Raw genomic sequence first — 13,713 nt, forward strand, 5'->3', positions numbered from 1 at the left:
ACGTTCTCTGCCATGATGCCCGCCGATCCAAACCTTGCGTAGCCAGCAAGATGCGCGTCACCAGGCGATCGGCGTTCGGGCTGCGCTGAGACGACCGCGCGACCGCCTGACGTGCCCGAGCGTTGGCGGAAACTCCGCGCTCACACCGACCGCCTGGCCGACCGTTCGTTCGTACCCTCTCCACGCGACAGCTCGCGCACCTCGCTCCTGTGCCGGGTGACGCTCGGACAGGGTCCGCCGAGTCCGGCTCGGACGCCTCGCCCATGCGGGGTGAGCGCCAACAGGCCGACGAAGGCGTGGTCGTTCAACTGAGTGCTACACACCGTCATCGCGTCGTCGTCGACGCCCCTCCGCCCCCCTCCAACGCATGTCTCCTCGTTGCCCAAGGGCGGAAGAATCAACGATCTAGCCCCTGGCCAGGGATCGGGCGATCACCAGGCGTTGGATCTGATTGGTGCCCTCGAAGATCTGCATGATCTTCGCCTCGCGCATGTAGCGCTCCACGGGGAAGTCGCGGGTGTAGCCGTAGCCGCCCAGGACCTGTACCGCGTCGGTGGTGACCTTCATGGCGGCGTCGGTGGCGACGAGCTTGGCGACGCTCGCCTGACGGCTGTAGTCGCGGCCGGCGTCGCGACGGCGGGCGGCGTCGAGGTAGGTGGCGCGGGCGGAGTCGACGGCGGCCGCCATGTCGGCGAGCACGAAGCCGAGGCCCTGGTGGTCGATGATCTTCTTGCCGAACGTGGTGCGCTCGTTGGCGTAGGCCGAGGCGGTGTCGAGGGCGGCGCGGGCGAGTCCGGTGGCGACGGCGGCGATGCCGAGCCGTCCCGAGTCGAGGGCTGCGAAAGCGATCTGCAGGCCCTGGCCCTCCTTCCCGATGAGCCGCTCGGGTTCGAGCACCGCGCCGTCCCAGTGCGCGGTCGTGGTGGGGATGGCGTGCAGGCCCATCTTCTCCTCGGGCTTGCCGAAGGAGAGCCCGTCGGCCGTGCCGGGTGCGAGGAAGCACGACACGCCGCGTGAGCCCTCCGACGTGCGGGCGAAGAGCGCGTAGAAATCGGCCTTGCCGCCGTGGGTGATCCACGCCTTGGTGCCGGTGATCCGGTAGCCGTTCTCCACCTTCTGGGCGCGGCAGGTGAGAGCGGCAGCGTCGGAACCCGCCTGCGGCTCCGACAGGCTGTAGCCGCCGATCAGTTCACCGGCGAGCATCCTCGGCAACCAGCGTTCCTGCTGCTCGGGCGAGCCGAAGGTGGCCAGCGGGAAGCACGAGAGCCCGTGCACGCTCACCGCGACGGCGACCGCTGCCCACCGCGCGCCGAGCTCCTCGAGGACCTGGAGGTAGACCTCGTAGGGCTGGTCGCCGCCGCCCATCTCCTCGGGGTAGGGCAGCCCCAGGAGCCCGGCCTGGCCCAGCGTCGCGAACAGGCCGTCCGGATAGGTCTCGGCACGCTCGTGCTGTTCGACGCGGGTGGCGAGCTCCTTGTCGGCGAGTTCGCAGGTCAGTGCGAGCAGGTCCTCGGCCTCCTGGGTGGGAAGCAGCCGGTCGACGGCCATCGGGACTCCTAACGGTACTGAGATAGATACTTCAGTACCGTCTAGGATAGCCGCCATGTCGACCCCCGTCAGGCGTGGTGCGGCCCGCCGTGAGCAGCTTTTCGACACGCTCGAAGAGCTGTTGCTGGCCGAGGGTTTCGCGCACTTCACCCTCGACGACCTCGCCGCGCGGCTGCACTGCTCGAAGCGCACCCTGTACGCGCTCGCGGGCAGTAAGGAGCAGTTGGTGCGTGCCGCGGTCGTGCACTTCTTCCGGGGTGCCACGGAGCGCGTCGAGGCCGCTCTGGCCGCGCAGAGCGACCCGCGCCGGCGAGTGGGTACCTACCTCGGCGCAGTCGCCACGGAACTGGCGCCGGCATCGCCCCGGTTCGTCGAGGACGTCGCCGCGTTCCCGCCCGCCGCGGAGGTGTACGCGCGCAACACCCGTGCCGCCGCCCGGCGCGTGCAGCAACTGGTCGACGAGGGCGTGGAGGCGGGGGTCTTCCGTGACGTGCACACCGGGTTCGTCGCGGACGTCGTGACGTCGGTGATGGTGCGCATCCAGCAGCGGCAGGTGGCCGCGGCTACCGGGCTGGACGACGCGGAGGCCTACGCGCGCCTCGCCGAACTCCTGCTGCACGGGCTCGGCGTCCCCTGACGAGCGGCACATCCGCCCTGGCCTACCGAGCGACCGTGCCGCTCGTCAGGGGACTCAGGAGCGGACGAGCCGGGCGATCGCGTCGGACGCCTCGCGCACCTTCTGGTCGGCCTCCTCGCCGCCCGTGGCCGCGGCCTGGACGACGCAGGTGGCGAGGTGCTCATCGAGCAACTCGAGCGAGAACGCCTGAAGGGCCTTCGTGGCGGCGGCGACCTGGGTGAGGACGTCGATGCAGTACTTGTCCTCCTCGACCATCCTCTGCAGGCCGCGGATCTGCCCCTCGATGCGGCGGAGCCGCTTGAGGTAGGCGTCCTTGTCGCTGCTGTAGCTGGCCATGCCGCCGAGGCTACACCCCCAGGGGGTACTTGAACCAGGAGCCGCGGTGGCGAGCCCGAGGCCGCGGAGCCCCCCTCGGTCCCGCGGCCGTCGAGCCTGCCCGATACAGTTCGTACCGCAATTGACCCCGCCTCGTCACGGTTGTCCGGGGTCGCAAGATGAGACAGTCCCTCGGCTGGGGGAGTCGCCGGCCAGGGGTCAGACGAGGAACCTGTAGGCCGTGGTGCCCGGCGCCACCAGCTGAATCTTCAGCGGGCTCGCCTCCATCCGCTTCCACAGCGGCTCGTACCCGTCGCGATCGGACAGCTCGATCCCGCAGAGCGCCGCGCCGGTCTCCCGGTTGTCGCGCTTGACGTACTCGAACAGCACGATGTCGTCGTCGGGACCGAGTACCTCGTCGAGGAAGCGGCGCAGCGCGCCCGGCTCCTGCGGGAACTCGACGAGGAAGTAGTGCTTGAGCCCGCGGTGCACCAGCGAGCGTTCCACCACCTCGGCGTAGCGGCTGACGTCGTTGTTCCCACCCGACAGCAGGCAGACGACCGTGTCGTCGTGGCGGATGTCGAGCCCGTCGAGGGCGGCTGTGGCCAGCGCGCCTGCGGGTTCGGCGATGATGCCGTCGACCTGGTAGAGGTCGAGCATCTCGGTGCAGACGCGTCCCTCGGGAACGCTCCTGAGCTCGGCTCCGCAGTCGCGCACCAGCGGGAAGCTCACGTCGCCGACCCGGCGCACCGCGGCGCCGTCGACGAACGAGTCCAACTCGGGCAGCACGGTGGGGGCGCCGGCAGCCAGCGCGGCGGCCATGCTCGCGGCGCCCGCCGGCTCCACGCCCACGATCCGGACCTCCGGGTGGTGCGCCGCGAACCAGCCGCCCACTCCGGCGAGCAGCCCGCCGCCGCCGACCGGCACCACGATGACGTCGGGTGCGCGACCCAGCTGAGCCACGATCTCGATGCCCACCGTGCCCTGACCGGCGATGGTGCGTGGGTCGTCGAACGCGGGCACGACGGTGGCGCCGGTACGGACGGCGTAGTCGGAGGCCGCCGCGGCCGCCTCGTCGTACGTGTCGCCGCCGACGACGAGCTCGACGGCGTCGCCGCCGAGCGCCGCGATCCGCTCGCGCTTCTGCCGCGGCGTGGTGCTCGGGACGTGCACCCGGCCGTGGATCCCGAGCTGCCGGCACGCGTACGCCACGCCCTGGCCGTGGTTGCCCGCGCTGGCACAGACGGCGCCGGCGGCGCGCTCGTCGGCATCGAGCTGAGCCAGGAGGTTGTACGCACCGCGCAGCTTGTACGAGCGTCCGACCTGGAGGTCTTCGCGCTTCAACCACACCTGGGCGCCGATGGCGGTGGTCAGGCGTTCGTTGTGCAGCAGCGGGGTCTGGCGGGCGACGCCGGTGAGCCTGGTGGCCGCGGCGTCGACGTCGGCGGCGGAGAACACCTGGTCAATCCTCCCCCTGTGGCGCGTCACACGTGTCAGGAGGGTCGGCTCGCCGTTCTCAGAGGCGAGTGCGGGGCCGTAACGGGAGTCCCGCCGCGCCGTAGCAGGCGTCGATGAGCTCGGCCGTGGCCACGGCGTCGTCGGCGTCGGTGGAGACCGGCTCGCCCCCGCGCAGGTGACCGGCGAAGGCCTCTAGCTGGTAGGCGTAGGACGGGCGGCGGCCCAGCTCCTCGACGCGTTCAGCTCTGCCGGCCGTCACCGTCACGCGGTCGTCGCGGTGGGGCAGCACGAAGTTGGCGGCGCTCACCTCGCCGCGGCTGCCGACGATCCGGGCGGTCATGCGGTCGGCGTCGGCCGTCATCGCGCAGCGGACGATCCCCGTGGCTCCGCCGGGGAATTCCAGATCCGCATCGAGCCACTCGTCCACGCCGGGATTGCCGGCGCGCTCACCGGCCCGGGCGGCCACCACCCGGGGTTCGCCGCCCGCCAACGGCGCCAGCGCGCGGTGCATGTGCAGCCCGTAGCAGCCGACGTCCATCGTCGCGCCGCCTGCCAGCGGGAACGACCACCGCAGGTTGTCGGCAGGGGGCGGCGGGATCATCATGTCGATCTCGACACGGCGCAGCTCGCCGATCTCCCCGGACGCGAGCACGTCGAGCAGTCGTCGTGCCACCGGGTGGTACAGGTAGTGGAAGCCCTCCATGACGACCACTCCCGCGCGGGCGGCGGCGTCGCGGACCTCGCGGGCCTCCGCGGCGTCACTGGCCGAGGGCTTCTCGGTGAGCACGGGCTTACCCGCCGCGATCGCCGCGAGGTTCCACGGCCCGTGCAGTCCGTTGGCCAGCGGGTTGTAGATCGCCTCCACATCGGGGTCGGCGACCACGTCGGCATACGAGTCGAGCACCCGCTCGATGTCGTGCTCGGTCGCGAAGGCCTTCGCCCTCGCCTGGTCGCGCGCGGCGATCGCCACCAGCCGGGCGCCGGTGAGACGGGCGGGTTCGACGATCGCGGCGGCGGCGATGCGTGCGGCGCCGAGGACGCCGATCCGGAGAGGTTCCACGTCCTTGATCCTGCCTCGACGTCGGGATCTCCTCGCCACAGACCCGTGGACGACGTCATCGTCCCGATAGCGCGTATTTATTCTTCTTGGCCACGACGGTCCTCGGCGTCGTTATTCAGAATATTGAGAACTGTTTTTCGGTGGTTCGTCGCGTTATGGTTTCCGCGGCAATCGCCGGCGGGGGGAAGAAATGCGGGTTCTGCTGACGAGTCTTCCGGTCTACTCCCATCTGGTGCCGATGGTGGTTCCGGTCGCACAGGCTCTCCGGGCTGCGGGTCATGAGGTGGCGGTCGCCACCGGTGCCGCAATGGCCCCGCACCTCGAGCGGGCCGGGCTGCCGCACCTGGTGCTGCCGCGGATGCGCACGATGGAGGAGCTGCGTCGCATCTCGTTGCGGCCCGATGGCACGCCGGCGCCCGAGGCCGCCACGCTGGGACCTGGCGAGGCGGTCGGTCGGATATTCGCCGGCGCCACCGCGGTACGTGCAGCGAGCGACATGCTGGAGATGGCGCCGGCATTCGGGCCGGATCTTGTGGTGCGGGAGTGCGGGGAGTTCGGAGGTCACCTGCTCGCCGAGACGCTCGGGCTGCCCTGCGCCACCCTGGACATCGGGCCGCTGGGGCCGGTCGCCGACCCGGGCCTGCTCCCCTCGCTGAACGAGGCGCGGGACGTCGTCGGCCTGCCTCCGCTCGACGACGTGTCCGTCCTGACCCGCGAGCCCTGGTTCAGCTGGATGCCCGAGTCGTGGTACCCGGACGCGTCGCACGGCGCTCCCCGCTGCTATCGCGCTCCCGCCTCGCAAACGGATGAGGCGCTCGATCCGGCGATCGTGAGCCTTTCGTCGGACCGCCCGTTCGTGCTGGCCGGCCTGGGTTCCGTGAGCTCCGCGACGCTGGCTCCCGAGGCGTCGCCACTGCCCCGCATCGTCGATGCCCTCGCGACGTTGCCCTGCACGGCGGTGGTCGCTCTGGGATCGGGCGTGGATCCGTCCGAGTGGTCGGGGTCACGGCCCCCCAACGTGCACCTGACGTCGTTCGTGCAGCAGTCGCTGCTCCTGCCCGCCTGTGATCTCTTCCTGAGCCATGTCGGCGCCAACAGCGTCCGCGAGGCGCTGGCCTCCGGGGTTCCGATCGTGGCGATGCCGCTGTTCGCGGAGCAGCCGCTCAACGCGCAGCGGTTGACCGACCTGGGCCTCGGTGTAATCGCCGACAAGAACTCCGATGCGACGACGGTCGCGGCGGCCTGCCGGAAGGTTCTGGAGGATCCCGCGTTCCGGCGGAGCGCCCGTGGCTTTCAGCGGACGATTCTCGGGCTCCCCGGCATCGGCCGGATGGTGGCGGATCTGGCCGCCATGGTCGCCTGAGGGCCCTGTGCGCAACCGGAACCGGGTGCCGCCCCGGGCAGTGAGACGGCGGCTCCCCGGGCCTGCCGGTGGTTCAGTGGATGTGCTTGCGCCAGTCGGCGGGCACACGATCGGCCGGGCCGGGCACGCTCTGGTCGAGCGGACGGTGCTCGGGGTCGGCGAGTTCGGGGCCGTCGAGCATCTCTTTGCTGCGGTAGTCCCAGTACCAGGACTCGCCGGGCTCGAAGGTGCGGACGTACGGGTGTCCGGTGGCGCGGAAGTGCGCGGTGGCGTGCTGGGCAGGCGAGGTGTCGCAGCATCCGACGTGGCCGCACTGGGCGCATCGCCGCAGGTGCACCCACCAGCCCCCGGCCTCGTTGCATTCGGCGCAGCCCGTGCCGCTCGGTGCGACGGCGGGATCGATTCCGTTCTGTGCTGACATGCGCATCTCCTTCTTATGGCTGACATGCTCATCATGGCCGGGTGGAGGGTTCCGGTGAGGACCCGACCCGGGTACCGTCCCAATTGATCAAAGCTTTGATCGAAAGGGAGGCGTCAATGGCGACGAAACCATTCGCATCGTCCGCGGACCTGTCGGCGAAGGAGCAGACCCTCGAGGTGCTCGCCGACGGCGTCTACGCGCTGACCGCCCAGGGCGACCCCAATATCGGCGCCATCGAGGGGGAGGACTTCCTCGTCTGCTTCGAGGCGCTCGCCACCCCGGTCGCGGCGCGGAAATGGCTGGCCCGGCTACGCGAGCACACCGACAAGCCGGTGCGCTACCTCGTGTTGAGCCACTACCACGCCGTGCGCGTGCTCGGCGCGTCCGCGTTCGACGCCGAGATCATCGTGGCTCACGAGAAGACCAGGGCGCTGGTGGCGGAGCGGGGCAAGGAGGACTGGGAGAGCGAGTTCGCGCGGATGCCACGCCTCGCCGACGGCGCCGACTCCGTGCCCGGCCTGACCTGGCCCACCCTCACGTTCTCCGACCGGATGACGATCGACCTCGGCGGCGAGCGGGGCGACCTGGTGCTGCAGTACTGCGGTCGCGGGCACACCGAGGGCGACATCGTGGCCTGGCTGCCGCGGCACCGGATCCTGTTCGCCGGCGACCTCGTGGAGGCCGAGGCGGCCCTCTACACCGGCGACGCGTTCCACCGCGAGTGGTCGACCACCACGCTCGACCGGGTCGCGGCCCTCGGGGCGGAGATGCTGGTCGGCGGGCGCGGAGGCGTGAGCCGCGGGACGTCCGCCGTCGGATCGGCCATCGACCAGACGCGGTACTTCCTGCAGGTGCTGATCCGCGAGGTCACCGGCGTGCAGCGGCGCGGCGGCACTCTCAAGGACGCGTTCGAACGCAGCCACAACGCGCTCGTCGACCAGTACGGGCACTGGCCGATCTTCGAGCACTGCCTCCCGTTCGACGTCTCCCGTCTGTGGGACGAGCTGTCCGGCGTGGAGCGCCCGATCATCTGGACGGCCGAGCGGGACCGAGAGGTCTGGGACCAGCTCCAGTCATGAACGGGCCGGCGGGCGGTGACGTGGTGGTCGTCGGGAACGGGCCGGTCGGCCAGACCGCCGCGTTGCTGCTCGCCCGCTGGGGCGTGCGAACGGTGGTGCTGGACCAGCGGCCCGGCCGCGACCACGTCGGCTCGAAGTCGATCTGCCAGCAGCGCGACGTCCTCGACATCTGGGACGCCGTCGGCGCCGGGGCGCGGATTGCGGCCGAGGGCGTCACGTGGACCACCGCGCGGACGTTCCACCGCGGCGCGGAGCTGTTCAGCCACACCTTCGTCGACGCGGGCCGCTCGCCGTTCCCGCCGTTCGTGAACATCTCGCAGTCGCGCACCGAGGAGATCCTCGACGAGTGCATCGCCGCACAGCCGCTGATCGAGGTGCGGTGGGGGCAGCGGGTGGTCGCGCTCCGGCAGGATGCCGACGGGGTCGAGCTGACCTGCGACGACGGCACGAGCATGGACGCGTCGTTCGTCGTGCTGGCGGCGGGGGCGCGCTGCGACGAGTTGCGTGCTCTGCTCGGCGTCACGTTCGACGGGCATTCCTTCGATGACCGCTTCCTCATCTGCGACATCCGCACCGACCTGCCCGAGCGGGCGAGCGAGCGGCACTTCCACTTCGACCCGGAGTGGAATCCCGGCCGTCAGGTGCTCGTGCATCCCTGCCCGGACTCGACGTTCCGCATCGACTGGCAGGTGTCCGCGGAGTTCGACCTCGACGCCGAGGTGAGCTCGGGCGCCATGGACCGGCGGATCCGCGCGGTGATCGGGGACCGTCCCTACGAGGTGGTGTGGCAGTCGGTGTACCGCTTCCACTCCCGCTGTGCCGATCGGATGCGCGTCGGGCGAGTGCTGCTCGCCGGCGACGCCGCGCACCTGGTGTCCCCGTTCGGGGCCCGGGGGCTCAACTCCGGGGTGCCCGACGCCGAGAACGCGGCCTGGAAGATCGCGTTCGTCCTGCGGGGCTGGGCGCCGGAGCAGCTGCTGGAGAGCTACCACCACGAGCGCCACGCCGCCGCACGGGAGAACCTCGCCGTCACCACCGCGACAATGGACTTCCTCGTGCCGCGCACGCCCGAACAGGCCGAGCACCGCCGCGACGTGCTCTCCCGCTCCCCCTCGGATCCGGCCGCTCGCGCGCTCGTCGACTCCGGACGGCTCGCGGAGGCGTTCTGGTACGCCGACTCACCGCTGACGACACCCAGTTCCGCCCGTCCGTTCGCCGGGCGTCCGGCGCGCGGGACCGCACCGGCTCCCGGACCCGGGATCCTGGTCCCCGACGGCGTCTGGGACGGCGCGCACCGCTTCCGGACGCTCGCCCGCGACGGGTTCCTGCTGCTCACGATGCCCGGCGCCGACGTGGCGGCGGTGCGTGAGGCCACGCAGAGTGTGTCGGCGCCGGTGCGTGTGCTGGAGCTCGCGGCCGGGGACCCGACGGGTGTACTGACCGGGGCACTGGACGCGCGGCCAGGAGAGGTCTGGGTGGTGCGGCCCGACGCGCACGTCGCCGCTGTGCTGGAACGACCGTCGTCGGCCACCATCGTGGATGCACTGCACCGCGCGCTGGCGATTGTCATGGACCGGGAGGAGAACGAACATGGCGTACTACCGACGGTCCGGTGAGGTGCCGCCCAAGCGGCACACGCAGTTCCGGACGCCCGACGGCGGGCTCTACTACGAGGAGCTGATGGGGGAGGAGGGCTTCTCGTCGGACTCCTCGCTGCTCTACCACCGCAGCATTCCCTCGGCGATCGTCGACGCGAGCCCGTGGGAGCTCGCGGGCGTCGACACCACGCCGAACCACCCGCTGATTCCACGGCACCTGAAGCTGCACGACCTGTTCCCGGGCGAGGACTGGAAGGCCGTGGACGCCGTGATCGGGCGGCGTCTCGTGCTCGGCAACGCCGACGTGCGGATCTCCTACGTCGTCGCGGGGGAGTCGTCGCCGCTGTACCGCAACGCGCTCGGCGACGAGTGCGTGTACGTCGAGTCAGGGTCGGCCACCGTCGAGACGGTGTTCGGGGTCCTGGACGTGCGGCAGGGCGACTACGTGATCCTTCCGCGGTCCACCACGCACCGCTGGGTGCCCGTCGGTTCCGGGCCGCTGCGGCTCTACGTCATCGAGGCGAACTCGCACATCGCCCCGCCCAAGCGTTACCTGACGCGCTTCGGTCAGCTGCTGGAGACCGCGCCGTACTGCGAGCGCGACCTGCACGGCCCGGGCGAGCCGCTGATCGTCGAGGGCACGGACGTCGAGGTGCTGGTGAAGCACCGGGGCAGCCGGGGGGTCACGGGCACGCGGTACGTCTACCCGACCCACCCCTTCGACGTGGTCGGCTGGGACGGCTGCCTGTACCCGTACACGTTCAACGTCTCCGACTTCGAGCCGATCACGGGCCGGGTGCACCAGCCGCCGCCCGTGCACCAGGTGTTCGAGGGCGACGGGTTCGTGATCTGCAACTTCGTGCCGCGAAAGGTGGACTACCACCCGTTGTCGATACCCGTGCCGTACTACCACTCCAATGTGGACTCCGACGAGGTCATGTTCTACTGCGGCGGGAGCTACGAGGCCCGCAAGGGTTCGGGCATCGGGCAGGGCTCGATCTCGCTGCACCCCGGCGGCCACAGCCACGGCCCGCAGCCCGGGGCGTACGAGCGCAGCATCGGCGTGCAGGAGGTCGACGAGCTCGCCGTCATGGTCGACACGTTCCGGCCGTTCGAGCTCGGTGAAGGCGGATGGGCCTCCGAGGACCCGGGTTATCCCTGGACGTGGTCGGGACGGGGACCCGGCGCGTGATCGAACTTCCCGGGAGCACGCTGTTCGGCGCGGCGAACCTCCCCTACGGCGTGTTCTCCGTGCCCAGAGACCCCCGCAGGCGCGTCGGCGTCGCGATCGGCGACCACGTGCTCGACGTCGTCCCCTTGGCGGAGTCGGGCGGGGCCACCGAGCTGGTGTCGTTGCTGGCCGCCCCCACGCTCAACCCGCTGCTGGCCGCTGGGCGTCGCACGTGGACGGAGCTGCGCGAGCGTCTCGTGGAGTGGGTCCACGGGCCCGCGGACGCGCTGCGGCCCCATCTGCTGGCGGCCGACGACGTGCAGCTGCACCTGCCCGTCGAGGTCGGGGACTACGTCGACTTCTACTCCAGCGAGCACCACGCCAGGAACGTCGGACGGATCTTCCGGCCCGGTTCCGAACCGCTCTCGCCGAACTGGAAGCACCTCCCCATCGGCTACCACGGGCGCACCGGGACGATCGTGGTGTCCGGCACCGACATCGTCAGGCCCAAGGGGCAGCGCCGGGGCGACGACGGACCGGAGTTCGGGCCCTCGACGCGGCTGGACATCGAGGCCGAGGTCGGGTTCGTCGTGGGCACGGGCACGCGGGTCGGCGAGTCGGTCGGGGTGGGCGACTTCGCCGAGCACGTGTTCGGGATGTTCCTGCTCAACGACTGGTCAGCGCGCGACATCCAGTCATGGGAGTCCACGCCGCTCGGGCCGTTCCTCGGCAAGTCGTTCGCCACGTCCGTCTCGCCGTGGGTGGTGCCGCTGGACGCACTGGAGGCCGCCCGCGTCGCGCCGCCGCCGCGTGACCCACCGTTGCTGCCCTACCTGCGCGACGTCGACGAGCGGGGGCTGGACCTGGAGCTGGAGGTGGCGCTCAACGACCACGTGGTCTCCCGCCCGCCGTTCGCCACCATGTACTGGACTGCCGCGCAACAGCTCGCGCACCTGACCGTCAACGGGGCTTCGCTGCGTCCCGGGGACGTCTTCGCGAGCGGCACCGTGTCCGGGCCGGAGAAGGAACAGCGGGGCTCGCTGCTGGAGCTGAGCTGGGGAGGGGCCGAGCCGATCACGCTGGCCGACGAGAGCACCCGCACGTTCCTCGAGGACGGGGACGAGGTCGCGATCACCGGCACCGCCCCCGGCACGGCAGGCACCCGCATCGGCCTGGGCGAGGTCCGCGGCCGCATCCTCCCCTCCCGCTGACGCGGCGAGCCGTCAGGTCAGGAGGGTTCGGGCCGTCTGTTTCCAGAGGGGGAGATGGGGGTCGGTGCTCGGGTCGCGGTGATCCAGTGCGTAGGCGAGCCCGACCCCGCGCATGCTCGTGAACAACAGGTCGCGAACCTCCGGATAGCGTGGGTGGGCGACGAGCTCGGGTCCGTAGAACCGGTCGAGCCCGCCCTTGATCGCCGCGCCGATCTCCCGCTCGTGGACGAGGAGCGCGGCGCGCAGCTCCTTGTTGGTGCGCGCCGCCGTCCACAACTCCACGGCCGCCCAGAAATGCGGTTCGGAGAAGGCCTCCCACATCAGTTCGATAGCGCGGTCCAGCCGTTCGGCGCCGGTCAGTCCGCCCGCGAGGCTCTTGATCCGTTCACCGTTGCGCCGCAGCCGCTGGGTGGACAGGTGCTGGGACGCGGCGACGAGCAACTGCTCGCGTGACGGGAAGTGGTGCAGCAGCCGGCCGCGGGACACGCCGGCCCGGGCCTGGATCTGCAGGGTTGTCGCACCGGCATACCCGGATTCGACGAGGCAGGCGACCGCCGCGTCGAGGATCTGGGCGCGGCTGGCCGCCGTGCGCTCGTCGCGACGCCCGCGCGGCGCGGGTGACGAAGCATCGGCGGAGGCGTTCATGGTCCGCGAGGATATGTCTCGCGCCGGATGACGTGTGCGCGAGCACCGTATTCGGTATACGTCGGACGGTTTGGCGCGCGGCGTCAGCGGGTGTCAGGCCGGGGTGGGCCGCTCGTCGTGCCGATTCGCAGCGACACCGGCAGCGTGACGTCCGGCGGCCGCCGCCCCTCGACGAGCTCCATCGCGGCCTCAGCAGCGGCGCGGCCCTTCTCGTCGGTCGGCTGCACCACCGTGGTGAGGCGGGTGACACCCAGCCAGGGCAGGTCGGCACCGTCGAACCCCACGACGCTGACGTCCTCCGGCACCCGCAGTCCCAGCTCCTTCGCGGCCTGCAGCACGCCTGCGGCGAGCACGTCGCTCTGCGCGATCACGGCGGTGGGGCGCCGGTGCGCCGGAACGTCCAGCAGCACGCGCCCCGCCGCTGCACCCTCGTCGACGGCGTTGCTGGCCGTCTCGAACGCGGGCACCGGTCCGAAGACGTCCTCCACGCCCTCCAGCCGGTGCCGCACGTCGCGGTAGTGGGCCCGGGCCCGGCGGGCGGCGTCGACGGGGCCACACCGGCCGTCGAGGCGCAGGGGCATCGCGAGGATCTCGACCCGGCGGTGGCCGAGCTCGTGCAGGTGCCGGGCGAGGTCACGGGTGCCGCGCCGGTCGTCGATGTCGATGAGCACGACGCCCTCCAGCTCCGGGCCCTCGACGACGACGAGGGGTACGCCGCGGGCCCGCAGCCGGTCGAGCGCGGGGTCGTCCTCGAGCCCGCAGGTGGCGAAGATCGCGGCGTCGAGCGGGATGCGCCCGATCTGCTCGGTGGAGGGGCGCCCTGAGTCGCCGGCGAGCAGCAGCAGCCCGACTCCGTGCGAGCCGAGCACGCCGGTGATCCCGTCCAGCAGTTGGACGGCCACGGGGTCGCGGAAGGCGTACAGCAGTCGCTCGCCGACGAACGCGCCGATGACCCCGCTGCGACCGCGGCGCAGCGAGGCGGCCAGCGGGTCGGGCCCGGCGTAGCCGAGTTCGGCCGCGGCGGTCAGCACCCGCTCGCGGGTGCCGGGCGTGACCCGTGGGCTGCCGGAGAACGCCAGCGACGCGGTGGAGGGCGAGACGCCCGCGCGCGCCGCGACGGATGCGAGCGTCGGGCGGGTGGACACCCCCGAACGGTAACGGGGCCACTCGATTACAGGTTGAACCCGGCCGGGTGACCGCGTACGGT

13 protein-coding genes are annotated in these 13,713 nt (G+C 71.4%); 6 read left to right on the plus strand and 7 right to left on the minus strand.

Annotated features, from left to right (window positions below):
* Nucleotides 1–405 precede the first annotated feature (405 nt).
* Nucleotides 406–1,548, minus strand: a complete 1,143-nt coding sequence (locus MMF94_RS26465; RefSeq protein ID WP_241039901.1) for an acyl-CoA dehydrogenase family protein — start codon at nt 1,546–1,548, stop codon at nt 406–408.
* A 55-nt stretch (nt 1,549–1,603) separates the two neighbouring features.
* Here MMF94_RS26465 and MMF94_RS26470 point away from each other — a divergent pair, with 55 nt between their 5' ends.
* Nucleotides 1,604–2,185, plus strand: coding sequence for a TetR/AcrR family transcriptional regulator (locus MMF94_RS26470; RefSeq protein WP_241039902.1), 582 nt, complete (start codon nt 1,604–1,606; stop codon nt 2,183–2,185).
* 54 nt (nt 2,186–2,239) lie between these two features.
* Here MMF94_RS26470 and MMF94_RS26475 read toward each other — a convergent pair whose 3' ends face one another.
* The 3 genes from MMF94_RS26475 to MMF94_RS26485 form a co-directional block, all read right to left on the minus strand.
* A complete protein-coding gene (locus MMF94_RS26475) occupies nt 2,240–2,521 on the minus strand; it encodes a metal-sensitive transcriptional regulator (protein WP_241039903.1) in 282 nt (93 codons plus the stop codon).
* Nucleotides 2,522–2,719: 198 nt separating this feature from the next.
* Nucleotides 2,720–3,967 carry a threonine ammonia-lyase IlvA gene (gene ilvA, locus MMF94_RS26480; RefSeq protein ID WP_241039984.1) on the minus strand — a complete coding sequence of 416 codons (1,248 nt, stop codon included), beginning with the start codon at nt 3,965–3,967 and terminating at the stop codon, nt 2,720–2,722.
* A gap of 49 nt (nt 3,968–4,016) precedes the next feature.
* Entirely contained in the window at nt 4,017–5,018 is a 1,002-nt protein-coding gene (locus MMF94_RS26485; RefSeq protein ID WP_241039904.1) for a Gfo/Idh/MocA family protein, read from the minus strand.
* Between the two features lie 190 nt (nt 5,019–5,208).
* Here MMF94_RS26485 and MMF94_RS26490 point away from each other — a divergent pair, with 190 nt between their 5' ends.
* Nucleotides 5,209–6,381, plus strand: a complete 1,173-nt coding sequence (locus MMF94_RS26490; RefSeq protein ID WP_241039905.1) for a glycosyltransferase — start codon at nt 5,209–5,211, stop codon at nt 6,379–6,381.
* Nucleotides 6,382–6,454: 73 nt separating this feature from the next.
* Here MMF94_RS26490 and MMF94_RS26495 read toward each other — a convergent pair whose 3' ends face one another.
* Entirely contained in the window at nt 6,455–6,802 is a 348-nt protein-coding gene (locus MMF94_RS26495; RefSeq protein ID WP_241039906.1) for a UBP-type zinc finger domain-containing protein, read from the minus strand.
* Between the two features lie 116 nt (nt 6,803–6,918).
* Here MMF94_RS26495 and MMF94_RS26500 point away from each other — a divergent pair, with 116 nt between their 5' ends.
* The 4 genes from MMF94_RS26500 to fahA are packed head-to-tail and all read left to right on the plus strand — an operon-like array spanning nt 6,919 to nt 11,861.
* Nucleotides 6,919–7,881, plus strand: coding sequence for an MBL fold metallo-hydrolase (locus MMF94_RS26500; protein ID WP_241039907.1), 963 nt, complete (start codon nt 6,919–6,921; stop codon nt 7,879–7,881).
* On the plus strand, nt 7,878–9,497 hold the full coding sequence (locus tag MMF94_RS26505) for an FAD-dependent monooxygenase (RefSeq protein ID WP_241039908.1): 1,620 nt from the start codon (nt 7,878–7,880) through the stop codon (nt 9,495–9,497). The genes MMF94_RS26500 and MMF94_RS26505 overlap by 4 nt, the downstream gene beginning before the upstream one ends.
* Nucleotides 9,472–10,671 carry a homogentisate 1,2-dioxygenase gene (locus MMF94_RS26510; RefSeq protein WP_241039909.1) on the plus strand — a complete coding sequence of 400 codons (1,200 nt, stop codon included), beginning with the start codon at nt 9,472–9,474 and terminating at the stop codon, nt 10,669–10,671. Before MMF94_RS26505 ends, MMF94_RS26510 begins: the two co-directional genes overlap by 26 nt.
* On the plus strand, nt 10,611–11,861 hold the full coding sequence (gene fahA / locus MMF94_RS26515) for a fumarylacetoacetase (RefSeq protein WP_379660442.1): 1,251 nt from the start codon (nt 10,611–10,613) through the stop codon (nt 11,859–11,861). The genes MMF94_RS26510 and fahA overlap by 61 nt, the downstream gene beginning before the upstream one ends.
* A gap of 12 nt (nt 11,862–11,873) precedes the next feature.
* Here the strand turns inward: fahA and MMF94_RS26520 are convergent, their stop codons facing one another.
* Together MMF94_RS26520 and MMF94_RS26525 are read right to left on the minus strand one after the other, a co-directional pair.
* Nucleotides 11,874–12,506: a TetR/AcrR family transcriptional regulator gene (locus tag MMF94_RS26520; protein WP_241039911.1), complete on the minus strand. Its 633-nt coding sequence runs from the start codon at nt 12,504–12,506 to the stop codon at nt 11,874–11,876.
* Nucleotides 12,507–12,589: 83 nt separating this feature from the next.
* Nucleotides 12,590–13,651, minus strand: a complete 1,062-nt coding sequence (locus MMF94_RS26525) for a LacI family DNA-binding transcriptional regulator (RefSeq protein WP_241039912.1) — start codon at nt 13,649–13,651, stop codon at nt 12,590–12,592.
* Nucleotides 13,652–13,713: the final 62 nt, after the last annotated feature.

This window comes from Pseudonocardia alaniniphila (assembly GCF_022524485.1).
GTDB classification, from domain to species: domain Bacteria; phylum Actinomycetota; class Actinomycetes; order Mycobacteriales; family Pseudonocardiaceae; genus Pseudonocardia; species Pseudonocardia alaniniphila.

What these genes read in the sequence shown, in the direction of transcription:
- MMF94_RS26505 (WP_241039908.1), top strand. Translation starts at nt 7,878, where the DNA reads ATGAACGGGCCGGCGGGCGGTGACGTGGTGGTCGTCGGGAACGGGCCG.
- fahA (WP_379660442.1), top strand. Translation starts at nt 10,611, where the DNA reads ATGGGCCTCCGAGGACCCGGGTTATCCCTGGACGTGGTCGGGACGGGG.
- MMF94_RS26475 (WP_241039903.1), bottom strand. Translation starts at nt 2,521, where the DNA reads ATGGCCAGCTACAGCAGCGACAAGGACGCCTACCTCAAGCGGCTCCGC.
- MMF94_RS26500 (WP_241039907.1), top strand. Translation starts at nt 6,919, where the DNA reads ATGGCGACGAAACCATTCGCATCGTCCGCGGACCTGTCGGCGAAGGAG.
- MMF94_RS26470 (WP_241039902.1), top strand. Translation starts at nt 1,604, where the DNA reads ATGTCGACCCCCGTCAGGCGTGGTGCGGCCCGCCGTGAGCAGCTTTTC.
- MMF94_RS26520 (WP_241039911.1), bottom strand. Translation starts at nt 12,506, where the DNA reads ATGAACGCCTCCGCCGATGCTTCGTCACCCGCGCCGCGCGGGCGTCGC.
- MMF94_RS26490 (WP_241039905.1), top strand. Translation starts at nt 5,209, where the DNA reads ATGCGGGTTCTGCTGACGAGTCTTCCGGTCTACTCCCATCTGGTGCCG.
- MMF94_RS26495 (WP_241039906.1), bottom strand. Translation starts at nt 6,802, where the DNA reads ATGTCAGCACAGAACGGAATCGATCCCGCCGTCGCACCGAGCGGCACG.
- MMF94_RS26465 (WP_241039901.1), bottom strand. Translation starts at nt 1,548, where the DNA reads ATGGCCGTCGACCGGCTGCTTCCCACCCAGGAGGCCGAGGACCTGCTC.
- MMF94_RS26510 (WP_241039909.1), top strand. Translation starts at nt 9,472, where the DNA reads ATGGCGTACTACCGACGGTCCGGTGAGGTGCCGCCCAAGCGGCACACG.